At 53.6% G+C, this 26,900-nt stretch carries 20 protein-coding genes; 6 read left to right on the top strand and 14 right to left on the bottom strand.

The genetic code is table 11. The features are described from left to right. Positions 1 to 42: 42 nt before the first annotated feature. Positions 43 to 1,788 (top strand): peptidoglycan D,D-transpeptidase FtsI family protein, encoded by a 1,746-nt coding sequence (locus H7F08_RS05760; protein WP_010639267.1) that lies wholly within the window; start codon positions 43 to 45, stop codon positions 1,786 to 1,788. Here the strand turns inward: H7F08_RS05760 and H7F08_RS05755 are convergent. Beyond that, positions 1,785 to 2,342 (bottom strand): hypothetical protein, encoded by a 558-nt coding sequence (locus H7F08_RS05755; RefSeq protein WP_193640067.1) that lies wholly within the window; start codon positions 2,340 to 2,342, stop codon positions 1,785 to 1,787. The genes H7F08_RS05760 and H7F08_RS05755 overlap by 4 nt on opposite strands. A 4-nt stretch (positions 2,343 to 2,346) precedes the next feature. Next, positions 2,347 to 2,721 (bottom strand): glycine zipper domain-containing protein, encoded by a 375-nt coding sequence (locus H7F08_RS05750; protein ID WP_193640066.1) that lies wholly within the window; start codon positions 2,719 to 2,721, stop codon positions 2,347 to 2,349. 214 nt (positions 2,722 to 2,935) lie between these two features. On the opposite strand from H7F08_RS05750, the gene H7F08_RS05745 reads away from it, so the two are divergent. Both H7F08_RS05745 and H7F08_RS05740 read left to right on the top strand, forming a co-directional pair. After that, positions 2,936 to 3,322 carry a DUF3568 family protein gene (locus tag H7F08_RS05745; RefSeq protein WP_193640065.1) on the top strand — a complete coding sequence of 129 codons (387 nt, stop codon included), beginning with the start codon at positions 2,936 to 2,938 and terminating at the stop codon, positions 3,320 to 3,322. Positions 3,323 to 3,492: 170 nt separating this feature from the next. After that, complete coding sequence (locus H7F08_RS05740) at positions 3,493 to 4,050, top strand: GTP-binding protein (protein ID WP_193640064.1); 558 nt, start codon at positions 3,493 to 3,495, stop codon at positions 4,048 to 4,050. Positions 4,051 to 4,069: 19 nt separating this feature from the next. Here the strand turns inward: H7F08_RS05740 and H7F08_RS05735 are convergent, their stop codons facing one another. The 8 genes from H7F08_RS05735 to H7F08_RS05700 all read right to left on the bottom strand — a co-directional run bounded on the left by H7F08_RS05735 (position 4,070) and on the right by H7F08_RS05700 (position 15,561). Continuing rightward, positions 4,070 to 5,872, bottom strand: coding sequence for a putative bifunctional diguanylate cyclase/phosphodiesterase (locus H7F08_RS05735; RefSeq protein ID WP_193640063.1), 1,803 nt, complete (start codon positions 5,870 to 5,872; stop codon positions 4,070 to 4,072). Positions 5,873 to 5,984: 112 nt separating this feature from the next. Further along, complete coding sequence (locus H7F08_RS05730; RefSeq protein WP_065974529.1) at positions 5,985 to 7,292, bottom strand: ammonium transporter; 1,308 nt, start codon at positions 7,290 to 7,292, stop codon at positions 5,985 to 5,987. A 52-nt stretch (positions 7,293 to 7,344) separates the two neighbouring features. After that, the gene (glnK, locus tag H7F08_RS05725; protein WP_010639279.1) at positions 7,345 to 7,683 is read right to left on the bottom strand and encodes a P-II family nitrogen regulator; all 339 of its coding nucleotides are present in this window, start codon (positions 7,681 to 7,683) and stop codon (positions 7,345 to 7,347) included. 57 nt (positions 7,684 to 7,740) lie between these two features. Beyond that, positions 7,741 to 8,919, bottom strand: coding sequence for an outer membrane beta-barrel protein (locus tag H7F08_RS05720; protein WP_010639280.1), 1,179 nt, complete (start codon positions 8,917 to 8,919; stop codon positions 7,741 to 7,743). A 155-nt stretch (positions 8,920 to 9,074) separates the two neighbouring features. After that, positions 9,075 to 10,565 (bottom strand): SpoVR family protein, encoded by a 1,491-nt coding sequence (locus H7F08_RS05715; RefSeq protein WP_193640062.1) that lies wholly within the window; start codon positions 10,563 to 10,565, stop codon positions 9,075 to 9,077. After that, a complete protein-coding gene (locus H7F08_RS05710) occupies positions 10,558 to 11,862 on the bottom strand; it encodes a YeaH/YhbH family protein (RefSeq protein WP_031571633.1) in 1,305 nt (434 codons plus the stop codon). The genes H7F08_RS05715 and H7F08_RS05710 overlap by 8 nt, the downstream gene beginning before the upstream one ends. A gap of 221 nt (positions 11,863 to 12,083) precedes the next feature. After that, complete coding sequence (locus H7F08_RS05705; protein ID WP_226831352.1) at positions 12,084 to 13,406, bottom strand: ammonium transporter; 1,323 nt, start codon at positions 13,404 to 13,406, stop codon at positions 12,084 to 12,086. 220 nt (positions 13,407 to 13,626) lie between these two features. Continuing rightward, a complete protein-coding gene (locus H7F08_RS05700) occupies positions 13,627 to 15,561 on the bottom strand; it encodes a PrkA family serine protein kinase (protein ID WP_024893113.1) in 1,935 nt (644 codons plus the stop codon). A 602-nt stretch (positions 15,562 to 16,163) separates the two neighbouring features. Between H7F08_RS05700 and H7F08_RS05695 the strand changes: the two genes are divergently transcribed. Then, positions 16,164 to 17,114, top strand: a complete 951-nt coding sequence (locus H7F08_RS05695; protein WP_031571629.1) for a PDC sensor domain-containing protein — start codon at positions 16,164 to 16,166, stop codon at positions 17,112 to 17,114. Here the strand turns inward: H7F08_RS05695 and H7F08_RS05690 are convergent. From H7F08_RS05690 to H7F08_RS05675, 4 genes are all read right to left on the bottom strand, one after another. Further along, positions 17,111 to 20,500, bottom strand: a complete 3,390-nt coding sequence (locus H7F08_RS05690; RefSeq protein ID WP_142087841.1) for a DUF2126 domain-containing protein — start codon at positions 20,498 to 20,500, stop codon at positions 17,111 to 17,113. The two genes, H7F08_RS05695 and H7F08_RS05690, sit on opposite strands and share 4 nt — an antisense overlap. Before the next feature lie 32 nt (positions 20,501 to 20,532). Next, entirely contained in the window at positions 20,533 to 21,519 is a 987-nt protein-coding gene (locus H7F08_RS05685) for an alpha-E domain-containing protein (RefSeq protein ID WP_031571626.1), read from the bottom strand. Next, on the bottom strand, positions 21,504 to 22,967 hold the full coding sequence (locus H7F08_RS05680) for a circularly permuted type 2 ATP-grasp protein (RefSeq protein ID WP_193640061.1): 1,464 nt from the start codon (positions 22,965 to 22,967) through the stop codon (positions 21,504 to 21,506). The genes H7F08_RS05685 and H7F08_RS05680 overlap by 16 nt, the downstream gene beginning before the upstream one ends. Positions 22,968 to 23,227: 260 nt before the next feature. Then, positions 23,228 to 23,977, bottom strand: a complete 750-nt coding sequence (locus H7F08_RS05675; RefSeq protein WP_010639297.1) for a proteasome-type protease — start codon at positions 23,975 to 23,977, stop codon at positions 23,228 to 23,230. A gap of 347 nt (positions 23,978 to 24,324) precedes the next feature. Here H7F08_RS05675 and glnL point away from each other — a divergent pair, with 347 nt between their 5' ends. Continuing rightward, positions 24,325 to 25,410, top strand: a complete 1,086-nt coding sequence (glnL, locus tag H7F08_RS05670) for a nitrogen regulation protein NR(II) (RefSeq protein ID WP_193640060.1) — start codon at positions 24,325 to 24,327, stop codon at positions 25,408 to 25,410. Beyond that, positions 25,407 to 26,816, top strand: coding sequence for a nitrogen regulation protein NR(I) (ntrC, locus tag H7F08_RS05665; protein ID WP_193640059.1), 1,410 nt, complete (start codon positions 25,407 to 25,409; stop codon positions 26,814 to 26,816). The genes glnL and ntrC overlap by 4 nt, the downstream gene beginning before the upstream one ends. The last annotated feature ends 84 nt before the right edge of the window (positions 26,817 to 26,900 follow it).

The following is a 26,900-nucleotide window of genomic DNA, read 5'->3' as shown; positions in this document are numbered from 1 at the left end:
AGTTCACTATGAATACTTTTACCAGCAGACAGTGCCCCAGTCATGGCTGAGACTTCCGTTAAAATATTACCCTCGGGTCGGGCGCGCTGGTTGATTATTATTCTTCTGCTCGGTTTTGCAGCCGTACTTGCCCGGGATTTGCGTTTGCAGCTATTGGAGCACCAAACCTTAAGATCTCAGGGGCGCATGCGTTATTTGCGGACCTTACCGCTGCCCAGTGAGCGTGGCGTAATCACCGCCCGAAATGGTGAGCCGTTAGCGGTCAATGTCAAAGCCGTCACCATCTGGGCTGACCCGGCCATTCTGGATAAACATCAAAATCATTGGGGCGCCATTGCTCAGGTATTACATCTGAGTCCTGCCAGTTTTGCCGAAAGGGTTGCCGGGGGTGGGGCAGATTATGCCTATATTCTCCGGCAGATTCCCCCCGCATTGGGAAAAAAGCTGGATGCACTGCAGGTTCCGGGTATTTATGTGCAAAACACCAGCCGCAGTTATTATCCGCTGGGTGCCGTCACTGCCCCCCTGTTAGGTATGGTCGACCTCCAGCATCAGGGAGGGACCGGACTGGAGCTGGGCTACAATCAGTGGTTGGCGGCTTACCCCGGCAAAGAAAAGGTTCTGGAAGATGGTCACGGACAGATTGTCCATGTCGATAAAATTTTGCGCCTTCCTCGCGCCGGACATGCCCTGCAGCTCACCATCAATCCACAAATCCAGTATTGGGCCTATATGACTTTGCTGGCTGCCCAGCGTCATTTCGGGGCAAGTAACGGTTCGGCGGTAGTCATGGATGTTCGTACCGGACAGGTGCTCGCGATGGCCAGTGTTCCCAGTTGCAATCCCAATAATATCGGGAGTTGCAGCAATCCCATGGATTATGTGGATAACGCCGTCCATCAGGCTTTTGAGCCGGGATCGGTCATTAAACCTTTTGCCATTGCCGCCGCACTGGCTACGCATAGTGTGCGCCCAACGGCCCGTTTCAACGTGTCTCATCCCCTCTGGGTGGGGGGGTATCCGATTACCGATGACGTTACCCATCACATTTTGAATATTGAGCACATTCTCAAGTATTCCAGTTGTATTGGCACCGCCAAAATAGCCCTGAAGACGCCGCGTCGAGATATATATGCCATGTATCGGGCGGTGGGTTTTGGCGATGTTCCCCAAGTCGCTTTACCAGGGACGACTTCAGGCGTTTTGCCCGCCTGGGAAGGTTGGGGAAAAGCACGTCACGCGACAATTTCCATTGGTTATGGAATATCTGTGACTACCCTGCAATTGGCAGATGCTTATGCGGCCATCGCCAACGGGGGCTATCATATTCGTCCCGTTCTGGTAAAAGGGGAGCCGTTAGTCAAACGTCGGGTCATGCCTTTTTGGGTAGCCAACGACTTGCGACGCTGGTTACGCAGTGTGGCAGAGCCCAATGGCACTGGTATTCTTGCTGCGATTCCCGGTTATGCAGTAGCAGGCAAAACCGGTACGGCAGATTTAGCCAACGGCAAGGATGGTTTTTTTCATCATCGCACCAACGCGACTTTTGTGGGCTTTGCCCCGGGACGTGATCCGCAACTGGTGATGGCGGTAACTCTGCGCGACAGCGATAAATTCTGGAATTTCGGGGGTGTCGAGGCGGCCCCGGTATTCCGGGTAACCATGGAGCATGCGTTGGAACAACTGGATATTGGTCCGGAATGGTGCGGCAAATCGGTGTGCCGTCTGCGGGCGCCGGATATTACCACAGCACAGGCGGAAATCTGGTCGGAGGGCGGCGGAAACTAAGTGCCCTGCTCTTTGGCCAGCTTATGTAATTCGTCCACCCAGTTTTGCAATTTACGTAAATCGTTTCTGATCAGAATTCCCATGATTAGACAGGAAAATATCAGGACCCCCAACGCTGTCCACCATAAAAATGTGGGCATCCCAAAAATCAGGTTGACCAGAAACACTCCGGCAACTGGACCAAAAAGAAATACCGAAAGTAGCCATTCGCGCTGCAATACTTCGCGAATGGCCGATTTCCGCAAAATTTCCGGATGCAAGGCAATATTGGCATTAGCCAGACGTACCGCCACAATGTGTCCCTGCCGGACCAGCAAATCTGCATCGGTTCCGCTCGGTAGCGGCTCCATGCTTTGGCAAATGAGTGGCGTGACAGGAACGCCTTCTTCCTGCGGATGAAACTGATAACTGCGAATGCTGCCCTCGCCCGAACTGAGAATGATGCCCGGCAGGGCGAGAGGGTACTTGTCGAGGGTTTTTCCACCCTCAAGATGCCCGCCGATATGTTCGATGGCGGGCATTGCGGACGGATTATTCATCGGTGCTACAGACATAAGTCTAGCGTGGTGTGCAGGTGTAACCCGCTGGACAGGCCGGAGGCTGTTGATACTGTGGTGCCGTTGGATTGCACACATAACCGGCCGGACAGGGGACACTGCCCTGGGGTGCTGCGTAATAGCCGGGTTGCGGGGCAGGGGCTTGCTGCTGCTGATTGGAAAGACCATATCCTGCCAATCCCCCCAGACCTGCACCGATTGCAGCACCCGCCAGTGGTGAACCGGTCTGGTTGCCAATGACCGCGCCAGCTACGGCGCCGAGCAGGGAACCACCGGCTGTATTGGCCGTCGTACCATTGCTGGCATAAGGATTATTTGCACAGCCCGCCAGTATCAACGGGAAAGCAGCAGCTATCAACCATTTAGCAGTTTTCATGAGTGTTCAGCTCCTCTAAGCGTTTAATCATAATAGGCCAAGCCAGCATTATGGGACAAAATTACAGGGTTATGCCACTGTAGCCAAGTGCCTACAGCAGAAGTGTGGTGAAAAGCGAGGCATGGCAGATAGAGCATTGTTCCCCGGAAATTTCGGGTATATTGTACATCAAACGATCATTCTGATTAATGTCTGCTGTTTTTGGAGGAATTTTATGTCTTTTTCGTCACGCCTTGCGACGGTGTCTGTGGTCTTGGCTCTGGGGCTGAGCGGTTGTACGGCCAGTTGGGCCCCGCAAGTCAATCCGGTGCCTTATTATACGTATTATCCGGCTTCACTGGCGGTGGTCACGGCGGCTGCAGAAAAGGCTTTGCCCCAGGCAGGCATGCAATTTACCGGAGCTAAACAAATCAGCCCGACCACCGTGGAAGTCCATGGCTATGATTCTGAGGGTAATGCTGTTCTTATCAATCTCACTTCCAAGGGTGCTGCAGTGACCAAATTTTCAGTACGCATTGGCCTCTATGGACATCTTCAGGAAGTTCAGCAAATAGAACACTGGATGGGGCGTTATGTAGGGCAGGCTATTAGCAAGCCATAATATGCGGTTAACGGACAAATTTACCGAGATAAAGCAGGTAAAAAGCAAGGTTGCCACTAAGGCGCTGATTAACGCCAGGCCTTGGTAGGCTATACGAATGATTATGCTTGTAGTATATTGCAAAAAAATTAGTTTTAACTGATTGATGTCGCGAATGGAATCATGAATTTATGAATGACGCTCCCATAGAAAAAAAGGTTATTATTGCGGGGCATGTTGGTTCTGGTAAAACGACCGCCTTACAATCCATTTTCGGTGAAAACATGCTGAGTACGGATGCCAAGTACTCAGATGCGCTGCCTTCGGAAAAGAAAAAAACTACCACGGTGGCTATGGATTATGGGGTGATTACCTGCCCAAAAACTGATTATCGCTTGCATATATACGCCATTCCCGGGCAGGAACGGTTTCAGTTTATGTGGGAAATTCTAGGCAAAAATACCGACGGGCTGGTTGTCCTGGTGGACGCCAAACGTCCTAATCCCATCGCTGCAATTCACCTCTATCTGGACAAGATCCTGCCTTATCTGAATCGGGCCGTTGTCGTCGTAGCCCTTAATAAGCTGTCTTTGGATGAGCGAGACATTCTTAAAATGCCGCCCTACTTGCGACATGGTGATCTTCGCTTGCGCCTGACGACGACGGATGCGCAAGACCCTGACGAGGTTTTTGCACTTTTACGTATGCTGCTGGATGAAATGGTGTTAGCAGCCAGCCTGCAAAGCTGAATTTTTATAGTCCGTTATTCTACTTTTGTATATAAGCGACCATTTCCTGTGCAGGCATTGGTCGGGCAATGTGGTAACCCTGACCACGATCCGCTCCGCTGGTCTGCAAAAGTTGCAGGGTGATTTCATCTTCAATCCCCTCGGCGGTCACGGAAACACCCAAGGCATGCGCCATTTGTATCATGGCGCGGACCATATCCTGATGACGCTGGCTGCGTGTCATGGGAATAACAAAAGTATGGTCAATCTTGATCTGGTTACATCCAAGTTCAAGCAGATATTGCAGGGCCGCAGGACCAGTCCCGAAGTCGTCTAGTGCAAATCTCACCCCCAGGCTCTGGCAGTCCTGAATTAATCGAGAGGTTTTGCCGATGTCCCGTAAGGCAATTCTTTCGACGAGTTCCAGGCAGACCCGTTCTGGAAGTAGTGCCGGGCATATGTTCAGATTCGCGCGCAGTTCTTCGCAGAGTCGATGATTCTCAATCTGGCGGGCGGACAGGTTGATTTGAATGTCGAGCAGGCAACCGTGTTCTGCCCATTGATTTCCCTGTCGGCAAGCTTCCTGAGTGACCCAGGCACCAATCCGCTGCATGGCCGGAGAGTTTTCGGCAATATCCATGAAACTGGCGGGCAGTAGCAGGCCCCTTTCGGGATGCTGCCAACGAATCAGTGCTTCTGCAGCGACACACTGACCCGTATGCAAGTCGATGATGGGTTGCCAGTATAAAACAAACTCTTTCTGTTTTAATGCGCGCTCCAGCTCGCCGCGCAAGCGTTGTGCGCTGCGGCGGCGTTCGTCATCGTCATGATCATAATAAACCCAGCAGTTGCCTCCCTGGCTCTTGGCTCGGTAGACCGCCTGATCGGCGTGATGAATAAGCTCCAGGACGGGAACTTCATCATGTGGATAAGTAGTGACTCCGGCACTGGCAGTGATGCGGATTTGCTGGTGATCAACACCCATACGAATATTCAGGGCAATCAGCACGCGTTGTAAAATATCTTCCAGATCCCGACGACTATGCAGATTTTCGAGGAGTAATAGAAATTCATCCCCGGCCAGGCGAACAATAGTGTCACTGGCGCGCAATACGTCTTGAAGACGCGTCACGATTTCGCGCAAGAGCCGGTCTCCAGCCTGGTGCCCCAGGTTGTCATTAACTTCCTTGAAGCCGTCAATATCCAGCAGGACCAGGGCCAAAGTGCGCTGGTAACGTTGTGCACGGGCACAAGCGGTTTGGAGTCTTTCCTCCAGTTGATAGCGGTTGGGGACGCCCGTGAGCGCATCCCGAGTGGCAATATGCTCCAGGTGCAGCTCCATGCCCATGCGGTACCAGGCCGCGCCAAGCGTGTCGGCAAGCAGTTGGGCGAGCTGCAACTGCGCTTCGTTGACTACTGGAATATTGGCGGTAAACCAGGAAATGGCAAGAATGCCATTGGTTCCTTCGGGACCATGCACCGGGATGACCAGACTGGCTTTTAATCCGGTAGCGATATATTCAGGCATGGCCGAGGAGTCTGCAGGATAATTGTCTACAAATACTGCCTGATCCAGTTGAATGGCCCGGCCACTGATGCCCTGATTATCGGGAAAAACATGGCTGGCTAAATCCGCATAAGCGGACGGCAAGCCATGAAAAAATAAATAACGTAAATTATTTCCTTCACGAACAATGAAGGCGGCCCCTTCGGCCTGCAATTGTTCCGCAGCCAGTGCTGCAGTTTCTTCAAAGAAAGCGCCGAAATCGTAAATCCGCGTGAGATGTTGCAGGCGACTGATGATAGATTCCTGATTCATGGCGTCCGTTTTAAGGCTGTTCATTTGGATAATCTCACTTAATTTAATTAGTCTAATTTTGTTTTTTTGCATGAGCACAAAAAAACGGCGGTTTCCCGCCGTATAGTACTTATTCCTAAAGTTTTACCAGATAGCTTCAGTCACCCGTCACCGGACGCCGTTCACCATCACCATAGAAAGCATAGGCTTCTTCACCATGAATGGCATCATCCCCAATCATCAGTTCTTCTTCAGACATGCGCAGCGGTACGATCAGACTGATCAGCTTCAGAAGAATATAAGTGACGACAATATTCAGGGCGATGATAAATGCTGCGCCAATAATCTGCAGCCAGACCTGATGCCAGTTACCGTCAGTAAGGGCACCTCCTGGGTTGCTGAGTCCGTATGCTTTACAGCCTTCCTTGGTGGCGAGCAAGCCCACCATAATGCCGCCCAGTACCCCGGCTACAGCGTGGGTGTGGAATACGCCGAGGGTGTCATCCACTTTACGGAACAGTGCGGTTTTACCGACAATATTCATACTGATCCAGGGGATAATGCCGGAAGCGATGCCAATGGCAATAGCACCATATCCGTCTACCACACCAGCGGCCGGGGTAATTGCGACCAGTCCGGTAATCATCCCTTGAACGGCGCCAATTACTGCTGGTTTTTTGAAGTAAAAAATATCCATGACCGTCCATGTCAACACACTCATGGCAGTAGCTACGTTGGTATTGAGGACGGCAGCACCGGCATCGCGGCTGGCAGCATAAGGATCGCCGCCGTTAAAGCCGTTCCAGCCGAGCCAGAGAATACCGGCACCAACCAGCATCAACAGCACGTTGTTGGGCTGGAAGTTTTCACGATCCCGGGCAAGACGGGGACCAATCACTGCCGCACCGACAAATCCGGCAATACCTGCAGACAAATGGATGACGTATCCACCGGAATAGTCGATAACACCCATCGTTGAGAGGAAGCCGCCACCCCAAAGACTGAAGGCGCCAACCGTGTAGGAGAAAGTCAGCCACAGGGGCACAAAAATCATCCAGGCCTTGAAACTCATGCGGCCCAAAAAGGCCCCCGCCATGATGACCAAGGTAATTGCAGCGAAGACAAACTGAAAATACACCATCGTCGCCATCGGCATGGCCGCAGTAGAGCCGCTGGTCGGGAAGACCGTTTGCATGAGTTCATCATTCATACTGGCTATGGGCCCCGGAATACCGACAAACGAGAACCATTGGTGGCCGAAGGCCATATTGTAGCCCCAGAGGAGCCAGGCGATCATTACCGCAGCAAAAGCATAAAAGGCCATGAAAGCAGAGTTGACAGCCCATTTCTTTTTGACAATGCCCGCGTAAAGTACCACGAGCCCCGGAACACTTTGCATTCCGACGATAGTTGCGGCAGTGAGCTGCCACGCATTATCGCCCGTATTCAGCCAAGCTACTGACATGAGGTGATTCCCCCTTTTAACAATTTAAGAGCGGTTGTAGGACGGTTTAAATTTAAAGTGCGTCGTTACCGGTTTCACCGGTACGGATACGGATGGCATCCAGAACTTCCGAAACAAAGATTTTGCCGTCACCGATTTTTCCGGTTCGGGCGCCTTTTTCGATGGCTTCGATGGCCTGATCGACGGCATCATCACTGATGACCGTTTCGATTTTGACCTTGGGAAGAAAATCCACGACGTATTCAGCACCACGGTAGAGTTCAGTGTGACCTTTCTGGCGCCCGAAGCCTTTGACTTCGGTGACGGTCAGGCCCTGAATCCCCACCGCCGATAAGGCCTCGCGGACATCATCGAGTTTGAAGGGTTTAACAATGGCAGTAATCAATTTCATGACGTTACCTCTTGCACAGGGTTGGAACATCCTGGGGGGTAATCCCCCCCCCAGGGGTTAGAACATAAAGCCGGTCTCGACCATGCCACGGATCTGGCTTTTGGCGAGCCCGGAGGTACCCGCGAAACCAGTACCGCTGGCCATGCTGGCCTTGACATAAGAAAGTTCAGCGCGGGCAAAAAAGCCGCCATCCTGATAGGTGGGTGTGGCCGTCAGAGACCAGGCGTGAGATCCTGCCCCAAAGCCTGTCAGATTGGCCGATCCATCCGTGGCGCTTCCCGAGTTGCTGATATATTCGACGCGACCAGCCAGGGAAATTTTGTCCGTCAGGCTGTAGTTTGCGAGGATGGCGCCCCCCAGGGTGCTGGTGGTTTTGCTGCCTGCACCCAAGGCCTGGATGGCACTGGCAGGAACGCTGGTGTATTGCATATACGGGGTAACGACAAGATTACCTCCGCTGTAGGTGTATCCGGCATCAACAATGGCCTCATTATTTTGCAAAGGCGTGGTGGCAATGCTGGAGTAGGCGTAATCCGTATGGCCCAGATTCCCGCCACCCTGGACGAAGAGCGTGTTCTGCTTGTCCAGCGCCCAGCTGACCATGCCGCTCATCCAGTTGAAACGATTGGAGTAGAATCCGTCATTCCAGGAGACGGCAGCGGTAATGGGTCCCGCACTATAGTTGAGTTGGATACCCTTATTGACGGCATTTTCCTGGCCCCAGAGCAGGCCCCGCGCAATATTCCAGTTCTGATAGCTGAAGGTATATTCCGCACCAATCAAGGTGAAAAGTTTGCCGATTTGGACGTTAAAATGATCATTCGGGGCAATTTCAATATAACCCGTGGGCAGAGCGCCAAAAGTGTCCTGGGTAAACGTCCCGGTAGAAGCATAATTGGCACCAAGGGTCATGACGTTATAGGCGCCGGCCTGGACGGCAAATTGCACGAGGCCGGAATTTTTGGAGATCATGACCATACCATTGCTGATATCGGCAGAGGCGGATTTGCTGCCCGGATTACTGGAACTGGGAAACTTGTTGTCCTGCCATACCCCATAGCCACTGGCTACACCTTGAACATTCAGGGTACCCAAAGGACCGGCATTGAAGGTCAGCGGGCTGGGCAGAGCCAGGGGGTCTGCCTCGGCGTTGTCCATGGCGAAGGGCGAAACAGCCAGCATCGCCAGGAAAATGGGGTGATATCGACTGCTTAATGTTTTTTTGCTGTTTTTCATTGAAGTAACGCTCCCTGTCAGTGTAGTTGCAGAAAGCGTTTAGCAAATTCAATGCCATGAAAAAAACATTTAAAAAACAAATAGATTATTAAATTTAACGACGGAGTAAGTTGTCATGCGCACCAATATGGTGCGCATTGCATCAAAATGATGCGCTACGGTTCGTCATCCGGTCGGGGTTGTGGCACCGTCAAGGTCTGATCTTCAATATCCAGATGGACGTCATAACCCCAAAGCTCCTGTATATATCCCAGAGTCTTTTGGGCTTCTTCAAGATCCAGGGCTTGCTGGTCCATTTGTTTCAGACGTAACTGCCGATCTCCCCAGCGGTCTACAGAGATGACCTGAATGTCCGGAGGGCGGCTACTGTCGGCAATTTGCTGGGCGAGTGCTTCGCGCAGGTGTTGGTAGCCCGCATCATCATGGATGGCGCTGACCCGGTAGGTCGCTTCATCTACCGCATTGTGCAGGGAGAACAGATGTAAATCCCGCATTACCTTGGGAGAAAGGTATTGCAGAACAAAGCTCTCATCCCGAAATTCGCGCATGGCAAAGTGAATGTGTTTCAGCCAGTCCGGGTCGCCGGCAAAACTGAACCAGCGCCGATCTTCCTCTGTAGGCGCCACGCAGATCCGTTTGATGTCCTGAAATATGGCAAAACCCAGCGCATAGGGATTGAGACCACTATAACGGCGGTCATCAAAATCGGGCTGCATGACTACCGCCGTATGGCTGGCGTAAAATTCCAGCAGCGTGCCATCCGTCAGTAAACCTTTGGCGTGGAGGCTGTGCATGATGTGATAGTGGACAAAGCAGGCAAAGCCCTCATTCATGATTTTGGTCTGGCCCTGCGGGTAAAGATACTGGGTGATTTTGCGGACAATGCGCAAAATTTCCCGTTTCCAGCCTTCCAGATGCGGTGCATTTTTTTCAATGAAATAGAGCAGGTTTTCTTGTGGTTCAGAGGGGAAATTGTCCGGGGAATGGGTGCTGGGAGTGTGTGCAGGGGGCAGGGTTCGCCATATTTCCAGAACCTGCTGCTCCAGATAACGTTCGCGTTCCTGCCAGCGCTGTTCTTCTTCCCGCGCCGAAAGCTGTCGCGGGCGGCGCGCCCGGTCAATGCCGTTGCGACTGATGGCATGGGCAGCGTCAAGGACATCGGTCACCGCATCCATCCCGAAGCGTTCTTCGCATTGGGCAATATAACGTTGGGCGAAAGCCAGATAATCGATAATCCCTTCGGCGTCTGTCCATTGCCGGAAAAAGGCATTGTTTTTGAAAAAGGCGTTATGTCCAAAAGCGGCATGGGCAATGACCAGAGTCTGCATGGTCATGGTGTTTTCTTCCATGAGATAACTGATGCAGGGATCACTGTTGATGACCAGCTCATAGGCCAGACCCATTTCACCGCGCCGATACTGCCCCGACTCAATGGCGCGCTGTTTGCCAAAAGACCAGTGCGCGTAATAGACCGGCAAGCCGATGGAGGCGTAGGCATCGAGCATCTGCTCGGCGCTGATGACTTCCAACTGATTGGGATAGGTGTCCAGATTGAGTTCTTCTGCGGCTATGACGGCAATCGCTTCCGTGACCGCATCCAGGCGAGGAAAAGTCCAATCGTTATCCGTAAACAGGAACTTAGACATGGCTGGGGATCTCCTCGCTGGAAAACAGGGTGCGGAAGAGGGGGTAAATATCTTCCCGGGCGCTGGCTCTGGCGGTGATCAGCTCGGGATAATCTTCCGCAATGCCATCATAAAGTTGCAGAAGATCACTTTCGTTTTCGCGGTTGACCTCCAGGTAAAAGAGATTGCGCAGGCGCGGTAAAAGCTGATGCAGGTGTTCAGCCACGACCGTATTATCGGCAAAATAGTTGTCACCATCGGAAACCTGCGCGACGTAGACGTTCCAGCGGTCAGGCGGAAAACGTTTGGTCATGATGTCTTCAGTGAGCATAATGGCCGGCGAAACCAGGGTGCCGCCACCCTCTCGGGCACCAAAAAAGGCCTGTTCAGTACATTCTGTTGCCGTACTGTGATGTTTGATGAAAACAATTTGTACGGCCTGATAATGGCGATGCAGAAAAAGGTAGAGCAGCAGGAAAAAACGCTTGGCCAGATCTTTTTCCTTTTCTCCCATACTGCCCGAAACATCCATGACACAAAACATGACCGCATTGGTGATGGGATGGGGTTGCTGGTCAATATGGGCAAAGCGCAGGTCGGCTTCATCGATAAAAGGAATCGCCTTGATTTTGCGCGCCAGGATGGAAATCTGCTCGTCCAGAATTTTCAGACGTTCCTGCTCCAGGGAAACATCTTCCTTGCGGGCAATGCGTGTGCTGATTTCCTCCTGCAGTTTGCTGCGGGCTTCTTCCAGCTCCTGAAGCTCGCGGCGTTTGCCAGCCCGCAGAGCCAGACGGCGTGCCCGGGCAGCGCGCATGGTGCGGCCGACATGCATGCGTGAGGGGCTGCCGTCCTTGATAAATCCGGCGCGACGCCATTGTTCCGCCTGGACATCGCCCTGCGCGGTTTTGCGTAAATTGGGCAAAGCCAGCCCATCAAAAAGCAAATCCAGAAACTCGTCGGCGGACAGGACGATGGCGACTTCGTCATCGCCCAGACCATCGGGAGAACCTTCACGGCCCTGACCGGCACCACCGCCTTCGGGTTTGTTGATTTCGTCGCCACGCTGATATTCCTTGTTACCAGGCAAGACTCTTTCCCAGGAGGAATCGCTGAAATCCCGGCGGAAGTTGGGTTCGTGCAAATCGCGGGTAGGGATGGAAATGGGTTGATCGGCATTTGCCAGATCTTCAATGGAGCCGGAGCGCGCCATTTTTTCCACAGCGCTCTTCAGGCGGGCGCGCACTCTTCTCTGGAGGCGCTCCTGATTACTGGTGGATCGGGTTCCGGAACTACGCCGGTCGATAATCGTACTCATGGCAGGCTCCTCGGAAAACCAGGTCTTTTCCGGATGATGACGCAAGAGAATGATTGCGGGATGCTCCCGTTACAGGTTGAGCAGAGCACGCTCGATGTTTCCAGTTTACGCGCGTAGGTCGTTCTGGAAAACAGGCAGCAGCCTGCAAATCGTGTTCTGATCAGCCCGCCCGGGGACCTGCTCCGGGCCTTGCAGCGGCCCGACACAGGTCCATTTTCGGGTTACTCGTAAACCTGTTCACCATGCTGGGTGATGTCCAGCCCTTCCCTTTCCTGCTCTTCTTTCACGCGCAAGCCGAGGGTCCAGTCGATGGCTTTCAGAATGATGAAGCTGACGATGGCGTCATAGACAATTGTGACGCCCACTCCGGTAGCCTGGATCAGCAACTGTCCGGTATTGCCTTCCAGCACGCCCGCAGTGCCGCCGATAGCTTTGACGGCAAACACCCCGGTGAGCAGCGCGCCGACAATACCACCCATAGCGTGGACCCCGAAGGCATCCAGGGAGTCATCGTAACCCATCCAGTTTTTCAGGTAGACAGAGGCCCAGAAACAAATGACGCCCGCCGCAATACCTATCCACAATGCGCCCATGGGACCCACAAAACCCGAAGCCGGGGTAATGGCTACCAGCCCTGCGACAGCTCCCGAAGTCATGCCCAATACCGTAGGTTTACCCCGTGCCACCCACTCTGCAAACATCCAGGCCAGAGCTGCGACCGCAGTAGCAATCTGTGTAACCGCCAGCGCCATGCCTGCCCGATCACTGGCCGCGACCGCAGACCCGGCATTGAATCCAAACCAGCCTACCCAAAGCAATGAAGCACCTATCAGGGTGTACATGAGATTATTGGGGTGCATGGCATCATGCTTGTAGCCGACCCGCTTGCCCATGACCAGCGCCGCTACGAGGCCCGCTACCCCGGCATTGATGTGCACCACGGTACCGCCCGCGTAGTCGAGGACGCCATCGGCGCCCAGCCAGCCGCCGGGTCCCCAGACCATGTGGGCGATGGGTGCATAGACCAGCAGGGACCACAGACCGGTAAACCAGAGCAGAGCCGAAAATTTCATGCGCTCTGCGAAAGCTCCCACAATCAGTGCCGGGGTGATAATGGCAAAAGTCATCTGGAAGGTCATGTACACCGATTCCGGAATGGTGGGTGCCAGACTGCTTACCGAATCCAGCCCCAGGCCATTGAGGAACAAGCGACTCATGCCCCCCATAAAGGCATTACCGGTGGTGAAAGACAGGCTGTATCCCAGCATCATCCATAATACCGAAATCAGCGCCGTGACCGCGAAACTCTGGGCAGCTGTGGCCAGCACATTTTTTTTGCGGACCATGCCTGCATAAAACAACGCCAGACCCGGCACGGTCATGAGCAGCACCAGTGCCGTAGAGGTCAGCATCCAGGCAGTATCCCCACTATTGAAACTGGGCGTGCTGGTGCCTGCCTCTGCCAGCGGACTCCCCAGGAGGGTGAGGGCACCCATCCATGCCGTTCCTCGAAATACGTATTGCCTTGCTCCCTTCTTCATCATATCGCTCCTTGTTTTCCATCGTTTCTGAGGCTGAATGCCCCGTGTGTGCAATTTGGTTTAGCAAAAACCATGCAAGCCATTAAAAACAACGAATAGAGGTATTTTGAGCCGGGAGAGAGAGCGAATCATCGAAACCATGCACCAATATGGTGCATGGTTTTCAGGGTAAAATAATGCCCGCATACGCGGGCAAAGATCAGAACTGGATAGAACCCGAATTTCAGTGGTGTTTACGATAGCGCATATACCAGTCCACCAGCAGGCGGACCTGTTTTTCCGTGTAGCCTTTTCGGGTCATGCGCGCGACAAAATCCTGATGTTTCCGCTCGTCTTCGGAAGAACTTTTTTTACCGAAGGAAATCACCGGCAAGAGGTCTTCGGTATTGGCAAACATTTTCTTCTCGATAACCGCACGCAGTTTTTCATAGCTGGTCCAGGAGGGGCTGATCCCATCATTGGAAGCCTTTACCCGCAGGACAAAATTGACCACTTCATTGCGGAAGTCCTTGGGATTGGCAATACCCGCCGGTTTCTCGATTTTTTCCAGTTCTTCATTCAGAAGGCCGCGATCCATGAGTTGGCCGGTGTCGGGATCACGGAATTCGGTATCCTGGAGCCAGAAGTCAGCATATTGAATGTAACGGTCAAAAAGATTCTGACCGTAATCCCCATAACTTTCGAGATAGGCTTTCTGGATTTCCAGACCCAGAAACTCGGCATAGCGGGGCGCCAGTTCGGTTTTCAGAAAAGCCAGATAATGGGATTCGGTGTCCGCCGGGAACTGTTCGGCACGAATCTGTGTTTCCAGCACGTGCAGCAGATGTACAGGATTGGCAGCCACTTCATCACTGTCAAAATTGAAGGTGCGCGACATGATTTTGTAGGCAAAACGGGTAGAAATGCCATCCATGCCTTCATCCACGCCGGCAGCATCCCGGTATTCCTGCAGGCTTTTGGCCTTGGGATCCTTGTCTTTCAAGGATTTGCCGTCGTAGATTTCCATTTTGGACCAGAGACTGCTGTTGCCCGGCTCCTTGAGACGGCTGAGCACTGAAAAACGCGCCAGCATGTCCATGGTGTCGGGTGCGCAAGGCGCGTCACTGAGGGCGCTGCTTTCCAGCAGTTTATGGTAGATGCGGGTTTCTTCCGTGACTCGCAGACAGTAGGGCACCTTGACAATATATACCCGGTCGAGAAAGGCCTCATTCCGCTTGTTGTTGCGGAAAGCGGACCATTCCGATTCGTTGCTGTGGGCCAGGATGATACCCTGAAAAGGCATGGCACCAAATCCCTCGGTACCATTATAGGTGCCCTCCTGGGTGGCCGTCAGCAGCGGATGCAGCATCTTGATCGGTGCCTTGAACATTTCCACGAATTCGAGAACACCCTGGGTGGCGACATTCAGGCCACCCGCGTAGGAGTAGGCATCGGGATCATCCTGGGAAAAATCTTCCAGTTTGCGAATGTCCACTTTGCCCACCAGGCTGGATATATCCTGATTATTCTCGTCACCGGGCTCCACCTTGGTAATGCCGATTTGATGCAACTGCGATGGCATCAGGCGCTGCACCTTGAATTTACGGATGTCTCCGCCAAATTCGCGCAAGCGTTTGGCCGCCCAGGGGGACATCACGCCATTCAGGGCACGACGGGGAATACCAAAACGATCCTCCAGTATGGGGCCATCTTCATCACGATCAAACAAACCCAAAGGCGATTCGAAAAGCGGCGAAACTTTGCCGTTGGCGGCCAGACAGTAAATGGGATGCTGCTCCATCAGGGTCTTCAAACGCTCGGCCAAAGAAGATTTGGCAGCCCCAACCGGACCCAGCAGGTAGAGAATCTGCTTGCGTTCTTCCAGTCCCTGCGCGGCATGACGGAAATAGGCCACCAGATTTTCGACGACATCTTCAATGCCGTAAAAATCCTTGAAAGCCGGGTAGGTGAGCAACTTTCGATTCATGAATATCCGCGACAGTCGGGGATCAGCCTGAGTATCAATCATCTGCGGCTCGCCGATGGCGGCCAGCATCCGTTCTGCAGCGCTGGCATAGGCTATGGGTTCACGGGCACAAAGATCCAGATAAGCATCCAAGGAAAGGGTGACTTCCTGCTGTTGCAGAAAACGCTCCTGATAACGGTCGAATAACGCCATTTGCCACTCCTTGCGGCAAAGCCGCGATTGTTTACAGCCTGAATCTTTTGGACATGGACGCAGCCCTGGGGTTCAGGTGTTGAAGAATGTTTTTTATTAAGCATTTCCTGTGCCAACATGCGGATAGTTCTGGTCTTTCCCCCCGATGAGGCCTGCTGTGTATTCCTGCACTGTGTACTAACAAATTGTTCGTAGGTGGTGCGCTCTGTGCACGATTATGGTGCATGGCGGCGGGTTGCGCCAGTCCGCATCCCGACCAGAAAATTTCTGTCCAGAAATGCTTCACAAAATATTAACTAGCTGTTTATCAGTGGATTATATGGATATTTGGCGATGAACCTAGGCTTTGAATAAAAAAAAGGGCGGGAGGACCGCCCTAGAAGCCACTTGAGGAGGAGTGATCAGATGACCATGATCAGGATATGTTAAGCAGGAAGCGTGCCATCTTTTTTGCGAAATGCCGATCCCCGCTTTTAGGTGAGTAGATTCTTTGAACAATAAAAGGTGTTGAGGCTATGGCACGCCCCTTGCTGCACTATCCATAGGTCATGATCTAATCAATTTGCACACAAACGCCACGAGCGACCTGTTGGGGGTGAGTCATGAATCGCTTCGAGCATTTTCGCGAGGTACGCAAGGATCTTGCCGCACTGCTTGGGGGCGTCGTTGACGCTCTCGCCAGTCCGGCATTGTTGCAGCAGCATGCGGATGAACAACGAAAAAAGCTGACTTGCCTCATTAACCGCCACCCTTTTCTGGATTTGTGCTATCTCCTGGATGCGGAGGGTCGGCAAATTGGGGATAATGTGGCTGCTTCCCGGCGCCGTACCGCTGGTAAAGAAGATGGAGATGGCGTGGATCGCAGCCATAGACCTTATTACCGTCTGGCCCTCAATGCCTTGTCTCCAATCCTGACCGAACCCTATTTATCTTCGGCCAATGGTCATATTTGTGTGACGGCTGCAGCACCTATTCGTGATGAAAAGGGGCGACTGCTGGGCATGCTTGTGGCGGATAGCGAGCTGGATAGAGCCCTCGCCCTGCTTGAAGAAGATGATATCCGGCGGGGCTTCGAACCCTATTTCAAGGCCATTTATACCCTGTTTTCGACTGGCCTGCTGGCGGTCAGCGCCGCTCTGGGTTTTCATGCAGTTGTCACCCTGAAACAGGTCTGGTCTGCGGTGGCCGCGCCAGAAGATTTTGCGGCACCTTTTCAGGCAACTATTTTGTTCACCCTGGCGCTGGCCGTATTTGATCTGTCCAAAACCATTTTTGAAGAGGAAGTCCTGCTGCGCAAAGACATTCGTCGTCATAGTACTACGCGACGCACTTTGACCCGATTTATTGCGGCCATCCTGATTGCGGTGTCCATCGAAGGCCTGATGCTGGTGTTCAAATTTGCTCTGGATGCCCCCCAGAATCTCTGGTTGGCCGTACTGCTGCTGGTCGCCGCTGCATTGCTGCTGGTGGCCCTGGGCGTATATGTATATTTGGGCGGCCAGGCAGAAGTGCTCCTGTCACAGCATCGTGACCAGCGCCACGATGCAGGTTAGGACCTTGGTTTTGGGGATCTGGCCATGCGCAGATCCAGGGTATGTGGATAATCCGGTTGTTCTTCATCATAAGGTGCTTGCCAGGGGTATTCACCGCTGCCTCTGGCAACGAAACGCCCCTCACCCGGAGCTACCGGAACCCCGATGATGGAGGGGGGTGTAGGAGGGGTTGATTCGGGTTGGCTGTGACCGGTCGTGGTAAAGCGGGATTGGCGCCGCGCCTCGGCTTCCCAGGCGTTGACGGGGAATACTTCCGAATTGCGTCCACCCGGATGCATGACATGGTAGGTACAGCCGCCGATGCTACGTCCATTCCAGGTGTCGATCAGATCAAATGTCAGTGGGGAATGCACCGGAATGGTCGGGTGCAGGGCAGATGGCGGCTGCCAGGCACGATAACGCACCCCTGCCACCTGGGTATCCGGGGCTCGGGTTGTCTGCAGCGGGACACGCCGCCCATTACAGGCCAGTATATGTCGTCCGGGAGTCATGCCCGTGACCTTGACCTGCAGGCGTTCAATGGACGAATCCACGTAGCGGGCGGTGCCACTTCCGGTGACTTCCTCACCGAGAACATGCCAGGGCTCAATGGCGGCACGCAGTTCTATTTGTACATCACCAATCTGCACATGACCATGCTCTGGAAAGCGAAATTCTGAAAAGGGTGTCAGCCATTCCAGTTGAAAGAGGATCCCGTGGTTTTGCAGGTCCGTACAGACCTCGCGCAAATCTTCCCAAACATAGTGGGGCAGCATGAAGCGATCATGAAGCGTCGTTCCCCAACGAATCAGAGCATGACGATAAGGATCTTCCCAAAAGCGTAAAATCAGGCTGCGGACCAGCAACTGCTGGACCAGGCTCATGCGCGCATGAGGCGGCATTTCAAAGGCACGCAGTTCTACCAGTCCTTGGCGTCCGGCGGAACCGGTCGGTGAGTAGAGTTTGTCAATGCAGATTTCTGCGCGATGAGTATTTCCGGTAATGTCGACCAGAAGATTACGAAACAGGCGATCTACCAGCCAGGGTTGCACGACATTGCCTGGAGGTACCTGGGTAAAGGCAATTTCCAGTTCATAAAGTGCTTCATGACGGGCTTCGTCCACCCGGGGTGACTGGCTGGTCGGGCCAATAAACATCCCGCTGAAAAAATAGGAAAGAGCCGGATGATGCTGCCAATAGGTAATGAGACTTTGCAACAAATCCGGACGGCGCAGGAAAGGGCTGTCGCCGGGGGTAGCGCCGCCCAGCGTCATGTGATTGCCTCCGCCGGTGCCGGTGTGGCGGCCATCCAGCATGAATTTTTCGGCGGTCAGGCGGCAGGCATGGGCTTCTTCGTAAAGCAGGGTGGTTTTTTCGACCATTTCCGGCCAGCTCGAAGAAGGGTGAATGTTCACCTCAATAACGCCGGGGTCCGGTGTGACCAGCAGTTTTTCCAGGCGCGGATCACTGGGCGGCGGGTAACCTTCAATGACGACCGGCATTTTCAGGGCAGCCGCAGTGGCTTCAATGGCGCTGAGTAGTCGCAGATAATGTTCAGTCACCTGCAGGGGTGGGAAAAAGCAATACAGGCAGCCTTGGCGAATTTCCAGGGTGACTGCTGTGTGGGGAATTTCCTCCCAGCTGGGGGCTTTGTTGCTGGCTGGGCTTTTCGCTGTTTGGGATTTAGCGGTGCTCCCCGGCGTCGGCTTGGCATGCATATCTGGTAAGGGCGGTAAGGGCGCAAAGGGGTCCGTTTCCGGTTGCCATTTTTTGTGCGGGTCGACCATCCACGGCAGGCTATCGAGGGGCAGACGCATCCCCAGAGCTGAGTCGCCGGGAATAAGAATCAGGCGTCCGCTGCGAAATACCCAGGTCGCGGAGTACCAGCATTGTTGATTCCATTCCCAGGCCAAAGGCAGAACCCAACCCACGGGGTGGTCCAGACCGGCCTGAAGCTTTTCGATGAGGGCCTGCCGCTCCAGAGGGTCATCAAGGCGATGGGTACTGAGGTCAATGTTGACTGGAACCCGGCCCTCTTGATGAAGGACATGCCAGGCATCTTCGTAGGCAGGAATGAGCCGGGTGCTGTCTACCTGCAATTGTTCGCAGAGCTGACAGGCGAAATGATGGAGATCTTCCGGTTTCCAGCTGTAATCCTTAAGTGGATCCGCCAGCAATGCCGGATTTTGCCACACCGGCAGGCCATCTTTGCGCCAGTATAAGCCTAAGGCCCATCTGGGCAGGGGTTCGCCCGGATACCATTTGCCTTCACCCGTATGCCGTAAAGCCCCTTGTGCAAAATGCTTGCGCAGGCGTTCCGAAAGGATTTCAGCACGTTCGCGTTTGTGTTTGCCCAGTGCCTCCAGATTCCATTGTGGATCATCCACAGCTTCCGTAGCCACAAAAGTGGGCTCCCCGCCCATGGTCAGGCGGACATCTGCTGCCTGCAGGCGGTCATCGACAATCTGTCCAAGCACCATGACTTCTTCCCACTGGCTCTCGGTATAGGGTTTGGTGACCCGGGGTGTTTCCGGCAAGCGGGTGACCTGATTGGAAAAATGAAAGGTAACCTCACATTTTCCGGTGGCACCGCTGATCGGCGCGGCACTTTGGTAGTGCGGCGTACAGGCCAGGGGGATATGCCCTTCACTGGCAAACAGACCGGAAGTTGGATCCATACCAATCCAGCCTGCTCCGGGGATGTACACTTCCACCCAGGCGTGCAGGTCAGTGAAATCCTGGGCGGGGCCGGAGGGACCTTCGAGGGGCGCCTGATCGGCCACCAACTGAACCAGATATCCGGAAACAAAGCGGGCAGCCAGACCCAGATGTCGTAAAAGCTGTACCAGCAGCCAGGCGCTGTCCCGACAGGAACCGCTGGCTTTTTTCAGGGTTTCTTCAGGAGTCTGGACGCCGACTTCCATGCGCAGGTTGTAAGCGATGGCAGTTTGTAACTGCTGATTGATGCCGACTAGAAAATCAATGGTCCGCTGTTTGCGTTTCATGATACCCAGCAACATTTGTTGCAGTAGGCGTCCGGCTTTTTCTTTTTCCAGGAAGGGAGCCAGCTCTTTATATAATGCCGGTTCGTAACGGAACGGCCAGCGTTCTGCCTGCTCTTCAATAAAAAAATCGAAAGGGTCAATCACGCTCAGATCGGCGATGACTTCGATGCTGAATTTGAGGGACTTGGCGCGTTCAGGAAAAACCAGACGGGCCTGATAATTCCCGAAGGGATCCTGCTGCCAGTTGAGGAAATGTTTTTCGGGGCTGACTTCCAGTGAATACGCAAGAATCGGAGTACGACAGTGCGGCGCCGGCCGCAGACGCAGTACGTGAGGATGGATTTCCACCAAACGATCAAAGTCATACTCGGTCTGATGACGCAGAACGACATGAATACCCATAAAATATCCTCGGTGGTGAAGTGCTGTGGGACTTAAGCTTGTGCAACCTGCAAGTGGAGTCCATTCAGAGCATTTTCCGAACCACTATCTTCCCTGGCGAAATAAGTACCCTGAATGGTCCGGTGGACCATGGCGAGATCCCTCTGGGCCTGATCCAGATATTCATGGAGCAGGTCCGGGCGGAGGTCGCTCAATTTCAGCTGATCCAGGCGTCGCCGGGCCCGGCGGACGGCCTCCGCAGGGGTTCCGGCATTGGGCAGATAGGCTAATGCCACTTCCATTTCTCCCAGGCAGTATTTCATGCTGCGCGGGAACTTGCCGTCCTTGAGCAGATAGTCTACTACCTGATTGCTGCGCACTTGCACGGAAATATGGCGACGGTACATTTCAAAGGCACTGAGTGATTTCAGAACCCCAATCCACAAGCTGCTGCCCGCTGTTTTCTGCAGGCCCTGATCCTGGGGTAAAATCACAGCGCTGGTGACATCGACAATGCGCGTGGTCATATCCGCCCGTTCCATATTGCGTCCCAGCTTGATGAACTGGTAAACGTTATCCTGACTCATGCTGCTGATCAGCAAGCCTACCAGGGCGTGGCGTCGGGCAATGACTTCGTTGAGAAAGGCGTAACGGGCATGACGGCTATCTGCGCCCGAAACGGCCTGATCGCGAACGTACAGAAACAGGGTGTTGAGGCGTTCCCAGAACTCGCCAGGCAGTAAGTCGCGAAACGTCCGGCAGTTTTCCCGAGCCTGATGAATGGCAGCCATGACCGAATTCGGATTGCGCTCGTCGGCAATCAAAAAACGCATGATGCGGTTTTCTTCGGGGGCACCATAAAGCTCTGTATAAAGCGTCGCGTCACCGGTGACCTGCAACAGGATATCCCAGCCAAAATAAGCTCCAGGGGGCAGATCCAGCAGCATCAGGGTGGTGGCATTAATCAGACGGGCTACGTCTTCCGTGCGCTCCAGGTAGCGCGCCATCCAGTACAGATTTTCAGCTACTCGGGAAAGCATGGTGCCTCCTCATCAACAATCCAGGTGTCTTTGCTGCCGCCACCCTGTGAGCTATTCACTACCAGTGAGCCCGGCTGCATCGCCACCCGGGTCAATCCCCCAGTGGTTACATACAGTTTATCCGCCTGTAAAATAAAGGGACGCAGGTCGAGATGCCGCGCCTCCAGATGATCATCTACCAGTGTGGGTGCGGTGGAGATATTCAGGGTTGGCTGGGCAATGTAGTTGCGTGGGTTGGCCTGGATCAGTTCGGCAAAACGGTCGCGTTCAGCCTGACTGGCCCTGGGTCCGATCAGCATGCCATAACCCCCGGACTCGTTGGCCGGTTTAACCACTAGTTCGGCCAGATGACTGAGGACATAATCCCGATCTGCATCGCGCATGCACAAATAAGTCGGGACATTGGGAATAATGGGTTCAGCATCCAGATAGTAACGAATAATTTCCGGAACAAAGGCGTAAACGACCTTGTCATCGGCTACTCCGGCACCGGGCGCGTTAGCAATGGCCACATTCCCGCGCCGCCAGGCGCGGAGTAGTCCGGGGATGCCAAGTACGGAATCCGGAAAAAATACTTCAGGGTCCAGGTAGTCATCATCAATACGGCGGTAGATGACATCGACGCGTTGTAATCCGGAAATGGTGCGTAAATAAACAATATCTTCCTTACTGACATAAAAATCCGGCCCCTCAGCAAGATAAGCGCCCATCTGCTGGGCTAGATAACTATGTTCGAAGTAAGCGGAATTGTATATGCCGGGGGTAAGTACTGCGAGCACGGGCTTTTCTTCCGGGCGCGGAGACAAGGCCGCCAGGGTTTCGTACAGGCGATTGGGGTAGTCGTCGACGGGTCGGATAATGGATGACTTGAACAATTCCGGGAAAAGCCGCTTCATGATCTGGCGGTTTTCAAGCATGTAAGAAACGCCCGAAGGTACCCGGAGGTTATCTTCCAGCACATAAATGGTGCCGTCGGCATCGCGCACCAGATCACTTCCGCAGATGTGTGCCCAGACTCCGAAGGGGGGACGAATACCCCGACAGGCATCCCGAAAATTGCGCGAACCTTCCAGCACTTCGGCCGGAAAAACGCCATCAGCAACAATGCGCTGATCATTGTAAAGGTCATCAATGAACAGGTTGAGTGCCTGCAGGCGCTGTTTGAGTCCCTCTTCAATACGCGTCCATTCGCTGCTGGAAAGAATTCTCGGGATAATGTCAAAGGGCCAGGCACGATCAATATTGCCAGCTTCACTATATACGGTAAAAGTGATTCCCATGGCGAGAATGGAGGCATCTGCAGCCTGACGACGCGCCTGCAACTCGCTGCTGTCCAGAGTGTTCAGATAATTGAACAGGGGGGCAGCCACCCGGCGCGGTCGGGCATTTTCATCCACCAGTTCGTCATGGGTAATCTGCTGTTGATAATGGGTTCTGAGCCAGTCCATCTGCTTTGTCTCCTCGTCGCAAGATTCTCGCCCATGCTTCTGTGTTGAAGCTGCTTGGGTATTATCGCGTTCAACTCAAATAACGAAGCAAAGCTCGTGCCAGTCAGGTTGATTACCTATATGAAAGATGAATGGAATTTGCTCCAGCAGCTTGGTTGCACGAAGGCTTTATCTAAAGCGGCTTGCCAAAATGTCGGTGAACCGATTGTACCATATTGGTGCGATATGCACCAATATGGTGCGTTACGACTGGCTTTCCCTTATAGCGGCGGCAGAGCCGTCGGAGTTTCCCAGTCAAAAGGCGGAAGACCGTCCAATGCCTGCAAGAGTCCCTGACTCCAGCGTTCACCAAGATTCCGATAAAAACGATCTTCTTCGGTCAGCGAAAGATAGCGGCCCATCTGCAGTGAATTGGTTTCATAGATGAGTAACTCAACCGGCGGGCCGACCGTAACATTGCTACGCATGGTGGAATTCATAGAGACCAGCGCGCAGCGGGCGGTGGCTTCCAGGGACAGTTCCGGTTTGATCACGCGGTCGAGTATGGGTTTGCCATATTTGATTTCGCCGATTTGTAAAAAGGGGTGATCAGCTGATTCGTGAATGTAGTTTCCCTGAGGATAAATCATGTAGGTGACAGGCACTTCGCTGCCGATCTGACCACCCAAAATGAAAGTGGCTTCAAAATTGGTGTTGGCCGTATCACGACAGACCTGATTACGCTGGATTTCGGCGTTAATCAGGCCAATGTAATCTGCAGCTTCTGCCATGCTGGAAAGGTTCAGCAGATGGATTTCGGCATTTTGGTCCATATCCTGCTGCAGGCGTTTGACGACTCCCTGAGTGGTGGCCAGATTGCCGGCTGAAAGCAGACAGAGAAAGCGATCACCGGGCCAGCAAAAATTATGCATTTTTGAGTAAATACTGACATTGTCCGTGCCTGCATTGGTGCGGGAATCAGAACAGAAAACCAGCCCCCCGGAAACGTGGGCAGTGAGGCAGTAAGTCATGAATTATCCCTGTAGGCATGCAGCATTGTGTAGTTATAGTCGCTGATATTTTGGTGTTTTGGAAGCCTGTTCACCATGAGCATGATTTACCGGCGTTGTGGTGGCCAGAGGTTGTGCACTATTATGGTGCGGTCGGTGCACTATCCGGGTTGCGTCCGTTGCTCTGGATGATGTGCGGTCATTTTGATTGAAGACTTCGCTGTTACTGACTAGAGCTGGTACCCATCTGAAGGGTTGTATGCGTACGCAGGGCAATTTCCAGGCTGCCAGAGACTGGTTTGGTGTGCTTTTTGCTTGGTTAAATTTATGAAGGCGCCTCCAGAGGCGGTTACCCACTTGGAGCTTGCATGGTGCAGCGCAAAATCACAAAAACAGCATTGACGGAAAACGCGGTACTGGATGCCCTGGAGTCAGCGGTAATGACTCTGGACGCCCAACACAAGCTGCGTTTCATGAATCCGGCGGCAGAAAATCTCCTGCGCATCAGTCAGCATCAGGCACGCGGCCAAACCGTTGCAGCCTTATGCAGTATTGTCGGAGAAGATCGTTTTGCGGCGCTGTTTGCCGATGCCACCGATTTGAATGGGACCATACTGCGTCGCGCCTTGCCATTGCAGCTCCATGATGGCAGCCATGCGGTGGTGGATCTGGTGGTGACGCCTTTGGCCGATGGTCATTTGATTATCGAAATGCGACCGATGGAGCTACCCGCACGGCATGCAGAAGAAGAAATGCAGGATCGGATTTACGGAGCAGCTCAGGAAATGTTGCGCGGCCTGGCTCATGAAATCAAAAATCCTCTGGGGGGATTGCGCGGCGCCACCCAACTTCTTGAGAGAGAATTGCAACGTCCTGAATTGAAAGATTATACCCGGGTCATACTCCATGAAGTTGACCGTCTGCATCATCTGGTGGATCGTTTACAGGGACCACGCAGTCGCCCGATTTTTGCTAGCGTAAATATTCATCAGGTGCTGGAGCATGTGCGACGTCTCCTCCAGACTGAGCTGCCCACAGGTATTGCGTTGCGTTTCGATTATGACCTTTCCATTCCGGAAGTTTACGCGGATCAGGAGCAGCTGGTACAGGTTTTCCTCAATTTGCTGCGTAATGCCCAGCAGGCGCTGGATCGCCATGGCACCATCCTGATTCGGACCCGGGTGGATCGCTATGTCACCTTGCTCCACCAGAAATTTCGCCTCGCCCTGCGGGTAGATATTGTCGATAGCGGTCCAGGGATTGCTGAGGATCTTTTGCCCCGCATTTTTCTGCCCCTGGTGACCAGTCGTGCGGCAGGCATGGGGATGGGGCTGGCTATTGCCCAGGGTCTGGTGCGCGGACATGGTGGCGTCGTGCACTGTCATTCCCGACCGGGGGAAACCATTTTTTCGGTCTCCCTGCCCCTTGGCCAACATCGTGAGGAGCCGCAATGAAACAGGTCTGGATTATTGACGATGATCCCTCTATTCGCTGGGTACTGGAAAAAGCTCTGGCTCAGGCGGAAATTCCTTCCCGGAGTTTTGCCGATGCTGACAGTGCCTTGCGGGCGTTGGGCCGTGATCAACCCAATGCCATTGTCACGGACTTACGCATGCCCGGTCTGGACGGTCTGGCTTTTCTGAGGGAAGTGCAGGCGCGTTGGCCCAGGCTCCCGGTTATTGTCATGACGGCCCATTCGGACCTCGATAATGCCGTTTCGGCTTTCCAAAGTGGGGCTTTTGAGTATTTACCCAAACCCTTTGATATGGACGAGGCCATCAATCTGGTTCGCCGCGCTTTGGGCAGTCAGGAAGAACCGACAGCCAGTAGCCAGACGGAGGATGTGGACCCGGCGGAAATGATTGGTGAAGCGCCAGCAATGCAGGAGGTGTTTCGAGCGATCGGACGCTTGTCCCGATCACAGATCAATGTGCTCATTACCGGTGAGTCAGGAGCAGGCAAAGAGCTGGTGGCCAGCGCCCTGCATCGTCACAGTCCACGGGCCAGAGGGCCTTTTATTGCGATCAATACCGCCGCTATTCCCGCCGAACTGCTGGAATCCGAACTGTTCGGGCATGAAAAGGGCGCATTTACCGGAGCGGTACAAACCCGCCAGGGGCGTTTTGAGCAAGCCTCCGGGGGTACCCTGTTTCTGGATGAAATAGGAGATATGCCGGCTGCTTTGCAAACCCGCCTGCTGCGGGTACTCTCGGATGGTACTTTTTACCGGGTGGGGGGGCATGCCCCTTTGCGTGCTGATGTGCGGGTGCTTGCAGCCACCCACCAGAATCTGGAAGCCAAGGTCCGCGACGGCAGTTTTCGCGAAGATCTCTACCATCGTCTGAATGTCATCCATATTCACTTGCCGCCGCTGCGCGAGCGCCGCGAAGATATTCCGAGGCTGGCGCGGCATTTCCTGCGCCGCAGTGCAGATCAGCTGGATGTCGAGCGCAAGCTGCTGAGCCCGGCTGCCGAAATGGCTTTCACCGAATGGCACTGGCCGGGCAATGTCCGGCAACTTGAGAATGTTTGTCGCTGGGTTACGGTCATGGCTCCTACCAGTGAGGTGCAGATCACTGATTTGCCTCCGGAGATGAGCGTAGCGGCGCCGCTAGCGGAACTGACAGAGGCACCGATCCTCCAGGATTGGCGGCTGCAACTGGGGACACTGGTGCGCCAACGCCTGGCCAGCGGAGAAGAATCCCTGCTCGATAAAATTCAGCCCCAGTTTGAGCGTTGTATGCTGGAAGCAGCACTCCAGCATACCCGTGGTCACAAGCAGGATGCCGCCCAGAAATTGGGTTGGGGACGTAATACCCTGACCCGCAAGCTGAAAGAACTGGGTATTGAAGATCACTAAAAATATTCTTGCAAATTCTGGCCCTTAGACTAATTGCACTGGAACATGCGGGGTAAGAGCATGTTTGAAAGCACGGTCGTGGGG

Origin of the sequence: Acidithiobacillus sp. HP-11, from assembly GCF_015100075.1 — a bacterium.
Classification (GTDB): domain Bacteria; phylum Pseudomonadota; class Gammaproteobacteria; order Acidithiobacillales; family Acidithiobacillaceae; genus Acidithiobacillus; species Acidithiobacillus thiooxidans.
This window is presented reverse-complemented; position numbering and strand designations above follow the sequence as displayed.

Bases quoted from the DNA above. Each gene is read 5' to 3' on its own strand.
- H7F08_RS05760 (WP_010639267.1), top strand. From the start codon at position 43: ATGGCTGAGACTTCCGTTAAAATATTACCCTCGGGTCGGGCGCGCTGG.
- H7F08_RS05755 (WP_193640067.1), bottom strand. From the start codon at position 2,342: ATGTCTGTAGCACCGATGAATAATCCGTCCGCAATGCCCGCCATCGAA.
- H7F08_RS05750 (WP_193640066.1), bottom strand. From the start codon at position 2,721: ATGAAAACTGCTAAATGGTTGATAGCTGCTGCTTTCCCGTTGATACTG.
- H7F08_RS05745 (WP_193640065.1), top strand. From the start codon at position 2,936: ATGTCTTTTTCGTCACGCCTTGCGACGGTGTCTGTGGTCTTGGCTCTG.
- H7F08_RS05740 (WP_193640064.1), top strand. From the start codon at position 3,493: ATGAATGACGCTCCCATAGAAAAAAAGGTTATTATTGCGGGGCATGTT.
- H7F08_RS05735 (WP_193640063.1), bottom strand. From the start codon at position 5,872: ATGAACAGCCTTAAAACGGACGCCATGAATCAGGAATCTATCATCAGT.
- H7F08_RS05730 (WP_065974529.1), bottom strand. From the start codon at position 7,292: ATGTCAGTAGCTTGGCTGAATACGGGCGATAATGCGTGGCAGCTCACT.
- glnK (WP_010639279.1), bottom strand. From the start codon at position 7,683: ATGAAATTGATTACTGCCATTGTTAAACCCTTCAAACTCGATGATGTC.
- H7F08_RS05720 (WP_010639280.1), bottom strand. From the start codon at position 8,919: ATGAAAAACAGCAAAAAAACATTAAGCAGTCGATATCACCCCATTTTC.
- H7F08_RS05715 (WP_193640062.1), bottom strand. From the start codon at position 10,565: ATGTCTAAGTTCCTGTTTACGGATAACGATTGGACTTTTCCTCGCCTG.
- H7F08_RS05710 (WP_031571633.1), bottom strand. From the start codon at position 11,862: ATGAGTACGATTATCGACCGGCGTAGTTCCGGAACCCGATCCACCAGT.
- H7F08_RS05705 (WP_226831352.1), bottom strand. From the start codon at position 13,406: ATGATGAAGAAGGGAGCAAGGCAATACGTATTTCGAGGAACGGCATGG.
- H7F08_RS05700 (WP_024893113.1), bottom strand. From the start codon at position 15,561: ATGGCGTTATTCGACCGTTATCAGGAGCGTTTTCTGCAACAGCAGGAA.
- H7F08_RS05695 (WP_031571629.1), top strand. From the start codon at position 16,164: ATGAATCGCTTCGAGCATTTTCGCGAGGTACGCAAGGATCTTGCCGCA.
- H7F08_RS05690 (WP_142087841.1), bottom strand. From the start codon at position 20,500: ATGGGTATTCATGTCGTTCTGCGTCATCAGACCGAGTATGACTTTGAT.
- H7F08_RS05685 (WP_031571626.1), bottom strand. From the start codon at position 21,519: ATGCTTTCCCGAGTAGCTGAAAATCTGTACTGGATGGCGCGCTACCTG.
- H7F08_RS05680 (WP_193640061.1), bottom strand. From the start codon at position 22,967: ATGGACTGGCTCAGAACCCATTATCAACAGCAGATTACCCATGACGAA.
- H7F08_RS05675 (WP_010639297.1), bottom strand. From the start codon at position 23,977: ATGACTTACTGCCTCACTGCCCACGTTTCCGGGGGGCTGGTTTTCTGT.
- glnL (WP_193640060.1), top strand. From the start codon at position 24,325: ATGGTGCAGCGCAAAATCACAAAAACAGCATTGACGGAAAACGCGGTA.
- ntrC (WP_193640059.1), top strand. From the start codon at position 25,407: ATGAAACAGGTCTGGATTATTGACGATGATCCCTCTATTCGCTGGGTA.